9 protein-coding genes are annotated in these 14,231 nt (G+C 71.0%); 2 read left to right on the top strand and 7 right to left on the bottom strand.

What is annotated here, in order from left to right:
- Position 1 precedes the first annotated feature (1 nt).
- From ligB to gltB, 4 genes are all read right to left on the bottom strand, one after another.
- Positions 2 to 1,687, bottom strand: a complete 1,686-nt coding sequence (gene ligB / locus R2APBS1_RS17115) for an NAD-dependent DNA ligase LigB (protein ID WP_015448877.1) — start codon at positions 1,685 to 1,687, stop codon at positions 2 to 4.
- A gap of 97 nt (positions 1,688 to 1,784) precedes the next feature.
- On the bottom strand, positions 1,785 to 2,564 hold the full coding sequence (locus tag R2APBS1_RS17120) for an NRDE family protein (protein WP_007508732.1): 780 nt from the start codon (positions 2,562 to 2,564) through the stop codon (positions 1,785 to 1,787).
- 9 nt (positions 2,565 to 2,573) lie between these two features.
- Positions 2,574 to 4,013 (bottom strand): FAD-dependent oxidoreductase, encoded by a 1,440-nt coding sequence (locus R2APBS1_RS17125; protein ID WP_015448878.1) that lies wholly within the window; start codon positions 4,011 to 4,013, stop codon positions 2,574 to 2,576.
- Positions 4,010 to 8,464: a glutamate synthase large subunit gene (gltB, locus tag R2APBS1_RS17130; protein ID WP_015448879.1), complete on the bottom strand. Its 4,455-nt coding sequence runs from the start codon at positions 8,462 to 8,464 to the stop codon at positions 4,010 to 4,012. The genes R2APBS1_RS17125 and gltB overlap by 4 nt, the downstream gene beginning before the upstream one ends.
- Positions 8,465 to 8,765: 301 nt before the next feature.
- On the opposite strand from gltB, the gene R2APBS1_RS17135 reads away from it, so the two are divergent.
- Both R2APBS1_RS17135 and R2APBS1_RS17140 read left to right on the top strand, forming a co-directional pair.
- Complete coding sequence (locus R2APBS1_RS17135; protein ID WP_015448880.1) at positions 8,766 to 9,986, top strand: murein hydrolase activator EnvC family protein; 1,221 nt, start codon at positions 8,766 to 8,768, stop codon at positions 9,984 to 9,986.
- 131 nt (positions 9,987 to 10,117) lie between these two features.
- A complete protein-coding gene (locus R2APBS1_RS17140) occupies positions 10,118 to 11,521 on the top strand; it encodes a S41 family peptidase (protein WP_015448881.1) in 1,404 nt (467 codons plus the stop codon).
- A gap of 75 nt (positions 11,522 to 11,596) precedes the next feature.
- Here R2APBS1_RS17140 and rpoH read toward each other — a convergent pair whose 3' ends face one another.
- The 3 genes from rpoH to R2APBS1_RS17155 all read right to left on the bottom strand — a co-directional run bounded on the left by rpoH (position 11,597) and on the right by R2APBS1_RS17155 (position 14,181).
- Positions 11,597 to 12,463, bottom strand: coding sequence for an RNA polymerase sigma factor RpoH (gene rpoH, locus R2APBS1_RS17145; RefSeq protein WP_007508743.1), 867 nt, complete (start codon positions 12,461 to 12,463; stop codon positions 11,597 to 11,599).
- A gap of 156 nt (positions 12,464 to 12,619) precedes the next feature.
- Positions 12,620 to 13,342, bottom strand: a complete 723-nt coding sequence (gene ung / locus R2APBS1_RS17150) for a uracil-DNA glycosylase (RefSeq protein ID WP_015448882.1) — start codon at positions 13,340 to 13,342, stop codon at positions 12,620 to 12,622.
- Positions 13,339 to 14,181, bottom strand: coding sequence for a response regulator (locus R2APBS1_RS17155; protein WP_007508747.1), 843 nt, complete (start codon positions 14,179 to 14,181; stop codon positions 13,339 to 13,341). The genes ung and R2APBS1_RS17155 overlap by 4 nt, the downstream gene beginning before the upstream one ends.
- Between the last annotated feature and the right edge of the window lie 50 nt (positions 14,182 to 14,231).

Raw genomic sequence — 14,231 nt, forward strand, 5'->3', positions numbered from 1 at the left:
CTCAGAAACCCTGCACGCCGGCCGCGTGCAGGCGGGCGGCTTGCGCGCGAACCGCGGGGCAGTCGAAAAACGCCACCAGCTGGTTCGCGCGGCCGGCGCCGATGCCTTCCATTGCCTGCCAGTCGCCGGCCGCGCGCGCGCTCAGGGCGGCCCAGTCGGGCAGTCCGGCCGCCACGCCGGAGGGCGCGCCCAGCGCCTGCAACCAGCGCGCGAACGGGCGATCGCGCGCCGCGGCAAAGCTGCGCGCCAGCGCCGTCGCACGGCTGGTGCCCAGGCCGGGCACGCCCGCCAGCTGTGCCGGCGTGAGCTCCATCCAGTCCAGCAGGCCATGCACCAGCCCGGCGTCGATCAAGGCCTGCCACGTCTCCGCGCCCAGCCCCTCCAGCTGCAGGCCCTGCCGGCCACCCAGCCACACCAGCCGCGCGCGGAACTGCTGCTCGCAGCCGGGCGTGGCCTGCCAGCAACTCAACGGGCCGTGCGCCTGCGGGTCGGGCGGCGTCACCGCAACGCGCTGCTGCGCGCGCCATACCACCGATTGCAGGCGCGGGATGGTCAGCCCGGCGAGCACCACCTCGACCTGGTCGCCGGGGCGGATGTCGAGCTGTTGCCAGCGCTTGAGCGAACCCACGCTGACTCGCTGCACGCGATGGTCGTCCAGCTGCACCGGCGCCAGTTCCAGCACCGGCGTGATGCGGCCGCTGCGCCCCACCGTGAAATCCACCGCGCGCACCTCGGCCAGCGCCGACGCGGCCGGATATTTCCACGCCACCGCCCAGTCCGGCGGTGCCGCCGGCCAGCTCGCGGCCGGCGGCCGATGGCCCTGGCGCAGCACCGCGCCGTCGGCGGCGAACGGCATGGGATGGCGATACCACCGCTCGCGCCAGCGCTTCACCTCCTCCAGCGTGGCCACCGGCTGCGTGTACGCCACGCTGTCGGCCAGCCCCATCGCCGCCAGCCCGGCCAGCCGCGCCGGCATGTCGGCCGGGCCGCCGGGCCAGTCCCACACGAACAGGCCGATCTGCGCGGCGCTGTCGGCATCCAGCGCCTCGCGCGCCAGCGCACCGGCCACCGCCGCGCGCGCGTTGGCGCCGCCGTCGTCGGCCTGCACGTGGCCGGGCAGGCGCCAGTACAGCTCGCCCTGCAACACCAAGCGTGCCGGCGCCTGCGGCAGCCGCTTCGGTATCGCGTCGATCAGTTGGGCCAGCGCCATCCAGTCCGAGCCGTGCAAGCCATCGCCGCGACTGGTCGCCTGGCGCAAGCGGCCGTCCACATACAGCAAGGTAACCGCCACGCCATCGGCCTTCGGCTGCACCCACAGGTCGCGGTCGCCGTGCGCGTGCATCCAGGCGCCGATCGCGGCGGCATCCGGCAACTTGGCCAGGCCGGTCTGCGCCACCGGTGCACGCACCCGGCCGCCGGCGTCGGCCAGCGGCGCCAGCGGCGCCGGCGCCTGCGCGGGGAAGCAGCGCCGCCACGCGGCAAGGCGCTGGCTGGCCTGGTCGTAGACCGCATCGCTCACTGGCGACTGGCCCTCGACGCGGTACCCATGGTTCCAGCCGTCCAGCCGCTCATGCAGCGCGGCGAGTTCCTGCCGCGCCCGCGCCGGCGGCCAGTCCGGGCAACCCGCCGCGTGCGCTGCACCGGCCATCGAGGCGAGCAGGATCAGCAACAGGCAAGTCGTTCGCATGCGACGCTCCGTTCCGTGGATGGCGTCGGCGAGGCTAGCGGCGAGGCCGCGCGACGGTCAGGCGGCGACGAGCGCGGCGGCACGTAGGCGCGAGGCGTCAGCCGATGGCGGTCGACCGCTCGCCGAAGCGCAGCAGCGTCTGGCCGTGGTAGCGGCCGTTCGGCCCGAAGCGGCGCTCCGCGATCACGCCGCAACCGTCGCGGTCGATCGCCACCACGGTGCTGGCGCGGGTGCCGTACTGTTCGCCGCGGATGAACGCCGACGACAGCAGACGCTCGCGTTCCAGCCCCACCCCGGTGTCGGGCAATTGCGTATCCGGCGCCTGCCGTTCATCGGCAAGCGCCTCGAACAACGGCGCGAAATCCGTGTCGTCGCCGGCGTCGATCCATTGCTGCAGCCGCTGCATCAGCGTACGGGTCTTCGGCCACGGCGTGTTGAAGTCGGCGTTGGACAGGCCGTGCACGCCCGGCGTCACTGCCTGCGCGCGCGGGTTGGGGCGGTTGCCGAGATAGAACGCCGCGCGCGCGTCGAAGGTGAGCAGGTTGAACGGCCGGTAGTCGGCAGCCGCGCGCAACAGCTGCTCCGCATGCGCCGCCGCATCGGCCTCGCCGCGCAGGTAGTCGCTGGCCAGCAGGCCGCGCGAGGCGCCGAGTTGCGGATCACGCGGGTCGCGCACGTTGGTCACCACGCAGCAGCGCCCGCCGTCGGCAACGCCCAGCCAGGTGCCGCCGGCCTCGAGATCGCGGCCGCCGACGATCGGCGCGTCGTCCCAGCGCGCCAGTGCCGCGCTGGGCCGCGCGTGGAACTCGTCACGGTTGCCCGCCAGCAGCAGGCGCCAGCGCGGATGCGACTCCCAGGCGAACGCGATCAGGCACATGCGCGAAACTTACGCCACGCAGGCCACCGCTTCCAGCGGAAGCTCGGCGAGCATTCGTGCGATCGAGCCGGCTGCCTCGCGCCCGTCGTGCACCGCGCGCACCACCAGGTCGGCGCCGCGCATGTTGTCGCCGCCGGCGAAGATCTTCGGGTGGCCGGTCTGGAACGGCAGCGCACCCGCGTCGCCGGCCAGGATGCGGCCGCCGGCGTCCAGAGCGATGCCATGTGTGGCGCACCACGCGGGCGGACTGGGACGGAAGCCGAACGCCTGGATCACCACGTCGGCACGCAGCTCGGTCTCGCTGCCCTCGACGTGCTGCAGCCGCGCGCGGCCGTCCGCATCGCGTCCCACCTCGGTACGCACCAGGCGCACGCCGCGCACCCGGCCTTGCTCGCCGAGCAGGGCCAGCGGCTGGTGATGGAACAGGAAACCCACGCCCTCCTCGCGGCTGTAGGCGATCTCGCGGCGCGAGCCGGGCATGCTGGCCTCGCCGCGTCGGTACACGCAGGTGACCGAGGCGGCACCCAGGCGCACCGAGGTGCGATTGCAGTCCATGCCGGTGTCGCCGCCGCCGAGTACCACCACGTGCTTGCCGTTGAGGTCGAGCGCCGGCGGCACCGGCTGGTCGTCGAGCAGGCGGTTCGCGTTGGCGATCAGGAACGGCAGCGCGTCGTGCACGCCATCGAGCTCGCGCCCGGGCAGCTCGCCGTCGACGAAGGTGTAGGCGCCGGTGCCGAGGAACACCGCATCGTAGTCGGCCAGCAGCCGCTCGAACGCGAGGTCGCGGCCGATCTCCACGTTGAGGTGGAAACGCACGCCCATGCCTTCGAGCACCGCGCGGCGGGTGTGGATCACCGTCTTGTCCAGCTTGAACGGCGGGATGCCGAAGGTGAGCAGACCGCCGATCTCGCGCTGGCGGTCGAACACGTCCACCGCGATGCCGGCGCGGCGCAACCGGTCCGCGCACGACAGCCCGGCCGGGCCGGCGCCGACCACCGCCACGCGGCGGCCGCTTTCCACCACGCCGGACAGGTCCGGCCGCCAGCCCTGGCGGAACGCCTCGTCGGTGATCGAGCGCTCGATGCTGCCGATGGTCACCGCGCCGAAGCCGCCCTGCTCCAGCGTGCAGGCGCCTTCGCACAGGCGATCGTGCGGGCATACGCGGCCGCAGATTTCCGGCAGCGGGTTGGTCTCGTGCATCAGCGTGGCGGCCTCGAACAGGCGCCCGTCCTGCACCAGCTTCAGCCAGCCCGGGATGTAGTTGTGCACCGGGCAGGCGTGCTCGCAGTACGGGTTGCCGCAGTCGAGGCAGCGCTCGGCCTGGCCCACCGCCGCAGCCGGTGCGAAGTCGCCGCTGATCTCGCCGTAGCCGAGCACGCGGATCGCCACCGGCACCGCCTTGGGTGGCTGGCGGGGGAGATTGAGGAACTGGAACAGTTTGTCGCTCATGCCGCCCTCCGCAATTCGTCGGCCAGCGCGGCGAGGCTGGCCGCCTTCGGCTTGACCAGCCAGAAGCGCTGCAGCAGGCCGCGGAAATCCCCGAGCAAATGCCGCGCCCACGCGCTGCCGGTGAGCTCGGCGTGGCGCGCGATCAGGCTGCGCAGGTGCTGCATGTGGTGTTCCATGCCTTCGGGCGTGATGCGCACGATGTCGACCAGCTCGTGGTTGTAGCAATCGACGAAGTTGCGCTCGAGGTCGAGCACGTAGGCGAAGCCGCCGGTCATGCCGGCGCCGAAGTTGAGGCCGCAGGCGCCGAGCACGGCGACCACGCCGCCGGTCATGTACTCGCAGCAGTGGTCGCCGGCGCCCTCGATCACCGCCAGCGCGCCGGAGTTGCGCACACCGAAGCGCTCGCCGGCGCGGCCGGCGGCGAACAGCTCGCCGCCGGTGGCGCCGTACAGGCAGGTGTTGCCGAGGATCGCCGCGTCCTGGCTGGCGAACGGCGACTCGGCCGGCGGCCGCACCAGGATGCGCCCGCCGGCCATGCCCTTGCCGACGCCGTCGTTCGCCTCGCCGGTGAGCTCGATCTGCACGCCGCCGGCATTCCACGCGCCGAGGCTCTGCCCGGCACTGCCTTCCAGTTGCAGGGTGATCGGTTCGGGCATGCCGTGGTCGCCCCAGCGCCGCGCCACCGCGCCGGACAGCCGCGCGCCGATCGCACGGTCGGTGTTGGCGATGGCGTAGCGGAAGGTGCCGCCTGCGCCCAGTTCCACCAGCGGCGCGGCATCGTGGGCGATGCGCGTGGCCAGCGCCGCTTCGTCGCGCATCGGGTTGCGCGCCATCGTGCAGCCGCTGTCGACCGCGGTGCCGAGACCGTCGGCGTCGATCAGCCGCGACAGGTCGAGCTGCCGCTGCACCGGCGTGCTGCCCTCGGCCTGGCGCAGCAGGTCGCTGCGGCCGACCAGCTCGCCGAGGCTGCGCACGCCGAGCTGCGCCAGGTGCTCGCGCACGTCCTCGGCGAGCAGGCGGAAGTAATTCATCACCATCTCGGGCAGGCCGGTGAAGTGCTCCTGACGCAGCGTCTCGTTCTGCGTGGCGATGCCGGTGGCGCAGTTGTTGAGGTGGCAGATGCGCAGGTACCTGCAGCCCAGCGCGGCCATCGGGCCGGTGCCGAAGCCGAAGCTCTCGGCGCCGAGCAGCGCGGCCTTGATCACGTCCAGCCCGGTCTTCAGGCCGCCGTCGGTCTGCAGCCGCACGCGCCCACGCAGGCCGTTGCGGCGCAGCGTCTGCTGCGCCTCGGCCACGCCCAGTTCCCACGGCGTGCCGGCGTACTTGATCGAGGTGAGCGGGCTGGCGCCGGTGCCGCCGTCGTGACCGGAGATGGTGATCAGGTCCGCGCCGGCCTTGACCACGCCGGCGGCGACCGTGCCGACGCCGGCGTGCGAGACCAGCTTCACCGAGATCAGTGCGGTCGGGTTCACTTCCTTCAGGTCGTGGATCAGCTGCGCCAGGTCCTCGATCGAATAGATGTCGTGGTGCGGCGGCGGCGAGATCAGGCCGATGCCGGGCTTGGCGTAGCGCAGCCGCGCGATCAGCTCGTTGACCTTGTGCCCGGGCAGCTGGCCGCCCTCGCCGGGCTTGGCGCCCTGCGCGATCTTGATCTGCAGCACCTCGGCGTTGACCAGGTACTCGGCGGTGACGCCGAAGCGACCGGAGGACACCTGCTTGATCTTCGAACTCTTCTCGGTGCCGTAGCGTGCCGGATCCTCGCCGCCTTCGCCGGAATTGCTGCGCGCGCCAAGACGATTCATCGCGATCGCCAGCGCCTCGTGCGCCTCCGGCGACAGCGCGCCGAGCGACATGCCGGCGGAGTCGAAACGCTTGAGGATCGCCTCGACCGGCTCGACTTCGTCGAGCGGCACCGGCTGGCCCGCCGCCTGCGGCAGCAGCAGGTCGCGCAAGGCAGACGGCGGGCGCGTGTCCACCTGTTGCGCGTAGCGCCGGTAGTCGGCCATCGCGCCGCTGCGCACGGCGACCTGCAGCGTGTCGATCACGTCGGGGTTGTACATGTGGTACTCGCCGCCGTGCACGTACTTGTAGATGCCGCCGGCGCGCAGCGGCTGCGCCTCGTTCCAGGCCTCGGCGGCGAGCAGGCGCGCGTCGTGCTCGAGTTCGGCGAAGCCGGCGCCGCCGATGCGCGACGGCGTGCCGGCGAAGCACAGCGCCACCACTTCGGGCGCCAGGCCGACGATCTCGAACAGCTGCGCGCCGCGGTAGCCGGCGATGGTGGAGATGCCCATCTTCGACAGGATCTTCAGCAGGCCCTTGCGGATGCCGCGGCGGTAGCTGCGGCCGATCTCGCGCGCCGTGCCGTCGCCGCGCTTGATGTGGCCGTCGCGGCCCAGCTCGAACAGGCTCTGGTAGGCCAGCCACGGGTAGATCGCGGTGGCGCCGAAGCCGATCAGGCAGGCGAACTGGTGCGCGTCGCGCGCGGTGGCGGTTTCCACCAGCAGGTTGCACTGGCAGCGCAGGCCGGTCTCGATCAGGTGCGCGTGGATCGCGCCCACCGCCAGCAGCGCGTGCGCCGGCAGCGTGTCCCGGTTCGGATAACGGTCGGTGATGAAGACCATGCCGGCGCCGCCGCGCACGCCCTGCTCCGCTTCGCGGCAGAAGCGGCGCAGCGCCGCTTCCAGCCCTTCCTCGGGCCGGTAGCACAGGTCGATCTGCACGGTGGCGTCGACGAACTGCGGCAGCGCCAGCAGCTGGCGCAGCTTGCGCTGCGAGCAGATCGGCGAGTTCAGCAGGATCTGCTTCGCGTTGTCCGCCGACAGCTCGAACAAATTGCCTTCGCGGCCGAACTGGGTGACCAGCGACATCACCAGCCGCTCGCGCAGCGGATCGATCGGCGGGTTGGTGACCTGGGCGAAGCCCTCGCGGAAGCGGTCGAACAGCGGCCGCACCTGGCGCGACATCGCCGCCATCGGCGTGTCGTCGCCCATCGCGCCGGTGGCCTCAGCCTCGGTCTCGGCCAGCACCTTGAGCACGCTCTCGCGCTCTTCGCGGCTGAGGCCGTACAGCTTCTGGTAGCGGCGCAGCACTGGCGCCGGCAGTGGCTCGGCGGCGAGGCTGGGATCGATCAGGTCCGATTCGAGATAGCTGACACCGGCGCGCAACCAGTCGCGAAACGGCGCGCGGCTCTTGTTGATCGCATCGATGTCGGCGTCGTGCAGCAGGCGCCTGCCGGCGAAATCCACCGCCAGCATCTGGCCCGGGCCGAGCCGGCCCTTGGCCACCACGCGCGCGGCCGGCACATCCCACAGGCCGGCCTCGGAGGCGACGATCAGCAGGTTGTCGTCGGACAGTGCCCAGCGCGCCGGGCGCAGGCCGTTGCGGTCGAGCGTACACGCCGCGTAATGGCCGTCGCACATGACCAGCCCGGCCGGGCCGTCCCACGGCTCGCTGTGCAGCGCGTAGTACTCGTAGAAGCCGCTGAGGTCCTCGTCCAGATCCTCGCGCGCCGCGTACGCCGGCGGCACCAGCACGCGCATCGCGGTGAGCATGTCGAGGCCGCCGGCCAGCAGCACCTCCAGCGCGTTGTCCAGGCTTTCCGAATCCGAGCCGTCCTGGCGCACCAGCGGGCCGAGGTCGGTGAGGTCGACCCGCGGCGAACGCAGCACCGCCTCACGCGCCTGCATCCAGCGCCGGTTGCCGCGGATGGTGTTGATCTCGCCGTTGTGCGCGAGCAGGCGGAACGGCTGCGCCAGCCGCCATTGCGGCGTGGTATTGGTGGAGAAGCGCTGGTGGAACACCACCGCATCGCTGGCCAGCGCCGGATGGTGCAGGTCGGCGAACACGTCGCGCAGCCGGCCGGGCGCCGCCATCGCCTTGTAGCCGATCGCGTGCACCGACAGGCTCACCACGTAGAACTGCGGGTCATCCGCCAGTGCCGCCTCGGCGCGGCGGCGCGCGCGGAACAGCGCGCGCTCGAACGCATCGTCGTCCATCCCGGGCGCGGCATTCACGAACACCTGGCGCACGCGCGGGCAGGTGGCGTACGCCAGCGGGCCGCAGGCTTCGGCATGGATCGTCACCTCGCGCCAGCCGGCCAGCGCCAGCCCGGCCTCGGCCAGCTGCCGCTCGAACGCGATCGCGGCCGCCTCGCCGCCAGTCGGGTCGAGGAACACCAGCCCGGCCGCGAAACGCTCGCCCGGCACGATACCGTCCGTCGCGGCCAGCGCGCGCAGCCAGTCCGCCGGGCGATGGATCAGCACGCCGCAACCGTCACCGCTGATGCCGTCGGCGTTGACGCCGCCGCGGTGGGAGAGTTTCGCCAGCGCCGCGAACGCGGTGTCGACCAGCGCGGCGCCGGCGCGCCCGTCGATCTGCGCCACCAGGCCGAAGCCGCAGCTGTCGTGCTCGAAAGCCGGGTCGTACAACGTCGCCGTGCCGCTTGCCGCCATCTCACCCCTCCGGGCTGCGCAGGCTGCCGCGATGCCGATGGCACCGTCGTTTTGCGCAGGAGCGGTTCCGACTAGAGCACAATTGTTGCGGCGCGTCAAAACATTTGTTTGGACGGCTAGACTTCCATCCACCGGTCATCGCCGGATGCTGCCGTGGCGGGATCGGCGCATCGAACGGCGCGCCCCGCCGCAACCCTCGCCGTGGCCGGCGGCGGATCCGCGGCGAACCCGCGCCCGGCGTGCGGCACCGCCCGACACGCCCGTCTCGCTCCATCCGCTCCGCTCGGGGATAATCGGCTGCATGCCCAAACCCATCCGCTTCGCTGCCCACCCCGTCCGCTGCCTGATCTTTGCCGCAGTGCTGGGCTGTCTGGCCGTCACTCCGCTGCAAGCGCGCCAGGACGGCACGAGCCGCAGCGAACAGGCCGAGGCGAAGCAGAAACTGGCCGAGCTGCGCCACAAAATGGAGGCGCTGGCCAGGGAGCAGGCCGACACGGCGGCCCGCCGCGACAGCGTCAACGCGGAACTGGCCAGGCAGGCCAACGCACTGGCCGGCGCGGCGCGCGCGGTGCGCCAGACCGATGCCGAGCTGGCGGCCAAGCAGCAGCAGCTGGACCAGCTGCAACAGCAGCGCGGCGCGCTGAAGCAGACGCTGGACAGCCAGCGCGCCGCTATCGCCGACCTGCTGCGCGCCACCTACGCGCTCGGCCACGGCTCGGACCTGCGCCTGTTGCTGGGCGACGAGGACGTGGCGCGCATCGCCCGTGCGCTGGTGTACTCGAAATACTTCCAGCAGGACCGCGTGCAACGCGTGCAGCGGCTGATGGCCGACCTGGCCAAGCTGCAGGAGCTGGAGGACGCGATCACCGCCGAGCAGCAGGCGCTGCAGGCGACCCGCGCCCAGCGTGAGCAGCAGGCCGCCGTGCTGGCCCGGCAACGCGCCGCGCAACAGCAGCTGGCCGCCGAGACCGACGCCCGCTACAAAGACCAGGCGCAGCGGCTGGCCGCGCTGAAGCAGAACGCGCAATCGCTCAACAACCTGCTCGACAAGCTGCAGAAGGCGATCGACGAAGCCGCCGCGCGCGCCGCCGCCGAACGCGCCGCGACGGTCAGGAAACATCCCGGCCACCGGCCGCCGCCGGTCGCGGTCGGCGGCGCCGGCGCCAACATCCGCGGCAACCTGCCGTGGCCGGCCAGCGGCGTGGTCAACAGCTACGGCAACGGTGTGCTGATCAAGGCCGGCGGCGGCAGCGAGATCCATGCCGTGGCACGCGGGCGGGTGATCTACGCCGGCTTCCTGCGCGGTTACGGCATGCTGCTGATCCTCAACCACGGCAACGGCTGGATGAGCATGTACGGCAACAACGAGAGCCTGCTGCGCGAGGTGGGCGACCAGGTCGAGGCCGGCCAGGCGATCGGCACCGCCAGTCCGCCCACCGGCGTCAATACCGGGGTCTATTTCGAGCTGCGCAAGGCCGGCAAGCCGGTCGACCCGCGCAGCTGGCTGAGCCAGCGCCGTTGACGCGACCGCCGCCGCATCGCAGGCTAGCAACGAGTTAACGCTGAATTACCCCGGCATCTGGTTGTCTCATGCCTGACCACTTTTTCCGTCGCGCTCCGGCGCGGCGTTGCCTGCTGCACGGAGTCACACGCATGCGTCTTTCCCCTTCTAGCCCGCCGATCGGCATGGCGGTCCTGCTGCTGGCCGTTCCGTTCCTGCTCGCCGCGCCGGATGCCCGCGCGCAGAGCGCACCGGCGGCTGCCGCCAGCGTGGCGGCGCCGCCGGTCGACCTGCCGGCCACCACCAGCAGCGCCGACGCGCCTGCCGGCGCCCGTTCCGCCAACCAGGTGGATCTTGACGACATCCGCAACTTCAGCCGCGTCTACGAGGTGGTGCGCCAGGCCTATGTGGAGAAGGTTGACGACAAGACCCTGATGAAGGCCGCCATCACCGGCATGCTCAGCGGCCTGGATCCGCACAGCGAATACCTGGACAAGGACGGCCTGACCCAGCTCAGCGAGGACACCACCGGCGAGTACAGCGGCCTCGGCATCGAGGTGCTGCAGGTCGACGGCGGCCTGCGCATCGTCTCGCCGATCGACGACACCCCGGCGGCGCGCGCCGGCATCAAGCCGGGCGACAGCATCGTCAAGATCAACGGCAGCGTGGTCGACGCGCAGAACGTGGACGAGATGTTCAAGCAGCTGCGCGGCAAGCCGGGCAGCAAGATCGACCTGACCATCGTGCACCCGAACAGCGACAAGCTGATCGACCTGCACCTGGTGCGCGAGAACATCTCGGTCAGCAGCGTCAAGGTGCGCGAGCTGGAGCCGGGCTACGCCTACGTGCGGATCAGCCAGTTCCAGGAGGACACTGCCGGCGACCTGGAGAAGAAGCTGGGCCAGCTGATCGCCGAGCACGGGGCGCCGAAGGGCGCCGTGCTCGACCTGCGCAACAATCCGGGCGGCCTGCTCACCGCGGCGGTGGGCGTCAGCGACGACTTCCTCGATGCCGGCACCATCGTCACCACCCGTGGCCGGCTGCAGGACGCGAACATGAGCTTCAAGGCCCACCCCGGCGACCAGCTCGGCGGCGCGCCGATGATCGTGCTGACCAACAACGGCACCGCCTCGGCCGCCGAGATCGTCTCCGGCGCGTTGAAGGACAACCACCGTGCGCTGACCATGGGCCAGCGCACGTTCGGCAAGGGCGTGGTGCAGACCGTGCTGCCGCTGGACGCCGACCACGCGGTGAAGATCACCACCGCGCGCTACTACACGCCGAACGGCACCTCGATCCAGGCCGAAGGGATCAAGCCCGACATCGCGCTGGCCGACCTCACCGTGAACGAATCCGACCGCGGGCCGGTGCTGATCAGCTCGGAGGCCGACCTGCCGAACCACCTGGCCAACGAGAACGCCAAGGCCGGCGCCGACATCAACAACGACGGCAGCGCCGACGACGCCAAGCTGGCCACCAGCGACTACGCGCTGTCGCAGGCGCTGAACGTGCTCAAGGGCATGGCGCTGCGCCAGCCTGCCGCCGTGCGGCGCTGAACCGACGCCTCACCCCGTGCAGACACGAAAACGGCCCCGTGCGGGGCCGTTTTCGGTCGAGCCGTGATGCGCTGTTCAGGCCACCGCGGCGAACAGACCGCGCATCTTCTTCATCGCGTTCGCCTCGATCTGGCGAATCCGCTCGGCGGACACACCGTACTCGTCGGCCAGGTCCTGCAGCGTGGCCTTGCTGGCATCATCCAGCCAGCGGCGCTGGATGATGTCGCGCGAGCGCGGATCCAGATGGCCGAGCGCATCGCTCAGCGTCTCCATCTGGTTGTCGGCGTAGTCCTCGTCGGCCGCGTTCTCGTACGGGTCGGCGCCATCGTCCACCAGGAACGCCGCCGGGGCCGGCTTGGCGTCGTCGTCGGCATCGGCCGGGGCCTCGAAACCGATGTCGCGGCCGGACAGGCGCGATTCCATCTCGCGCACGGTCGCCTCGGGCACGCCCAGATCCTTCGCCACGGTACTCACCTCGGCCGCGTTCATCCAGCCCAGGCGCTTCTTGCTCTTGCGCAGGTTGAAGAACAGCTTGCGCTGCGCCTTGGTGGTGGCGACCTTGACGATGCGCCAGTTCTTCAGGATGAACTCGTGCATCTCGGCACGGATCCAGTGCACCGCGAAGCTGACCAGGCGCACGCCCTGGTCGGGGTCGAAGCGCTTGACCGCCTTCATCAGGCCGATGTTGCCTTCCTGGATCAGGTCGGCCAGCTGCAGGCCGTAGCCGCTGTAACCGCGCGCCACGTGCACCACGAAGCGCAGGTGCGACATCACCAGCTTCTTTGCCGCCGACAGGTCTTCCTTTTCGTTGTAGCGGCGCGACAGTTCCTGCTCCTCGTCCTGGCTCAGCACCGGGATGCGATGCACGGCCGAGATATAGGCGTCCAGGCTGCCGACGACGCTGGGCAGGTTGCTGGGGGTGATCGCCAAGGCTTGGGACATGGGTGGAACCTCCTGAACGACGTCAAAGTTTAGCACTCGGATGGTTTGAGTGCTAAAGCGCGAGTTGGTTCCGCGCTTTTGTAAACTGAATGGTACAGATATTTGTCACCCTTGTCCAGCGCCCCACCCCGCCGGCAAAGACTACCGACACGGCCTTCAAGCGGGCGTGAAACCGTCCCCCAGCGCGGCGCGAGGCGGCAGCGACCAGTCGATCGGCGCCTGGCCGTGCGCTTCCAGATAGCGGTTCGCCGCGGAAAAATGTCCGCAGCCGAGGAAGCCGCGGTGCGCCGACAGTGGCGAGGGGTGCACGCTCTTCAGCACACAGTGCTTGCGAGTGTCGATCAGTTGCCCCTTGCGCTGGGCGTAGCTGCCCCACAGCAGGAACACGAGGCCTTCGTGCTCGCGGCCCAGCGCGTCGATCGCCGCGTCGGTGAAGCCTTCCCAGCCCTTGCCCTGGTGCGAGCCGGCGCGGCCTTCCTCCACCGTCAGCACGCTGTTGAGCAAGAGCACGCCGCGGTCGGCCCACGGCGTGAGGCAGCCGTGGTCGGGGCGCGCAATGTCGAGGTCGCGCTGGATTTCCTTGAAGATGTTTTCCAGCGACGGCGGCACCCGCACGCCGGGGCGCACCGAGAAGCACAGGCCGTGCGCCTGGCCGGGGCCGTGGTACGGATCCTGGCCCAGGATCACCACCCGCACCGCGTCGAACGGGGTGTGCGCGAACGCGGCGAAGATCTCCGGACCGGGCGGATAGATCCGCTTGCCGGCCTGCTTCTCCGCGCGCAGGAACGCCGCCAGCGCCTGCATCTCCGGGCGCACGAGGTAGTCGCCGATGCGCGCCTTCCACGACGGTTCCAGCCGGATCTGCGCCGCGTCGCTCATGCCCCGGCGGCGTGTTCGCGCAGGTGCCTGGCCACGCGCAGCTGGAACAGCAGCTTGGTCACCAGCAGTTTTTCCTCGACCGGCTTCTCGACCAGGTCGTTGGCGCCGGCCTTGATCAGCGCAGCCTGGTTGGCCGGGTTCTCGTCGCCGGTCATCACCAGCACCGGCAGCCGGCCCTTGCCGTAGCCGAACTCGCCGCGGACGTGCTTGAGCAGGTCGCCGCCAGTGAGCTCGCCCTTCAGGCTGACGTCGGTGAGCACCACGTCGGCGCCCACCTCGCCTTGCGCCCGCGAGGTTTCCAGCAGGGCCAGCGCATCTTCCACGCTGACCACGTGGCGCACGGTGAGACCGATCTTCTCCAGCATGCGGCGCGTCGCCAGCGCCACCACGCGGCTGTCCTCGACGTACAGCACCACGCCCTCGGCGGTGGCGTCCGGCCGCACGTAGCCGCGAATGAATTCGGCCAGCGCCTGGAAGCCGAGCGCCTTGTCGAAGTAGTCGGTGACGTGCTCGCCCAGCGAGCGGCTGTGCAGGCGCCCCTCGACGTCGCCGGACACCACCACGATCGGCACGTACGCCTGCGGCGCCGACTCGCGCACGAAGCGCGCCAGCTCCAGCCCGTCCATGTCCGGCAGGCGCAGCGCGACGGTGATGAAGTCGAACACGCCCTCGCCGAGCACCTGCTGCGCCTCCGCACCGCTGCCGCAGCCGACCACCTCGACCCCGGGCAGCTCGGCCTGCAGCACGCGGGTGATCAACTGGCGCACCACGCGCGAGCCGTCGACCACCAGCACCCGCGGTGCATCGGTCAGCAGACGGCCGCTGATATTCGTACTCATGGCTTAACTTACCCACCCGACTCGTGGCCGTCCTTCGCCGATGGACCTGC

Source organism: Rhodanobacter denitrificans (genome assembly GCF_000230695.2).
Lineage (GTDB): Bacteria > Pseudomonadota > Gammaproteobacteria > Xanthomonadales > Rhodanobacteraceae > Rhodanobacter > Rhodanobacter denitrificans.

Excerpts from the sequence above, each read along its gene's own strand:
- rpoH (WP_007508743.1), bottom strand. The coding sequence starts at position 12,463 with ATGTCCCAAGCCTTGGCGATCACCCCCAGCAACCTGCCCAGCGTCGTC.
- R2APBS1_RS17125 (WP_015448878.1), bottom strand. The coding sequence starts at position 4,013 with ATGAGCGACAAACTGTTCCAGTTCCTCAATCTCCCCCGCCAGCCACCC.
- gltB (WP_015448879.1), bottom strand. The coding sequence starts at position 8,464 with ATGGCGGCAAGCGGCACGGCGACGTTGTACGACCCGGCTTTCGAGCAC.
- R2APBS1_RS17140 (WP_015448881.1), top strand. The coding sequence starts at position 10,118 with ATGCGTCTTTCCCCTTCTAGCCCGCCGATCGGCATGGCGGTCCTGCTG.
- R2APBS1_RS17135 (WP_015448880.1), top strand. The coding sequence starts at position 8,766 with ATGCCCAAACCCATCCGCTTCGCTGCCCACCCCGTCCGCTGCCTGATC.
- R2APBS1_RS17155 (WP_007508747.1), bottom strand. The coding sequence starts at position 14,181 with ATGAGTACGAATATCAGCGGCCGTCTGCTGACCGATGCACCGCGGGTG.
- ung (WP_015448882.1), bottom strand. The coding sequence starts at position 13,342 with ATGAGCGACGCGGCGCAGATCCGGCTGGAACCGTCGTGGAAGGCGCGC.
- ligB (WP_015448877.1), bottom strand. The coding sequence starts at position 1,687 with ATGCGAACGACTTGCCTGTTGCTGATCCTGCTCGCCTCGATGGCCGGT.
- R2APBS1_RS17120 (WP_007508732.1), bottom strand. The coding sequence starts at position 2,564 with ATGTGCCTGATCGCGTTCGCCTGGGAGTCGCATCCGCGCTGGCGCCTG.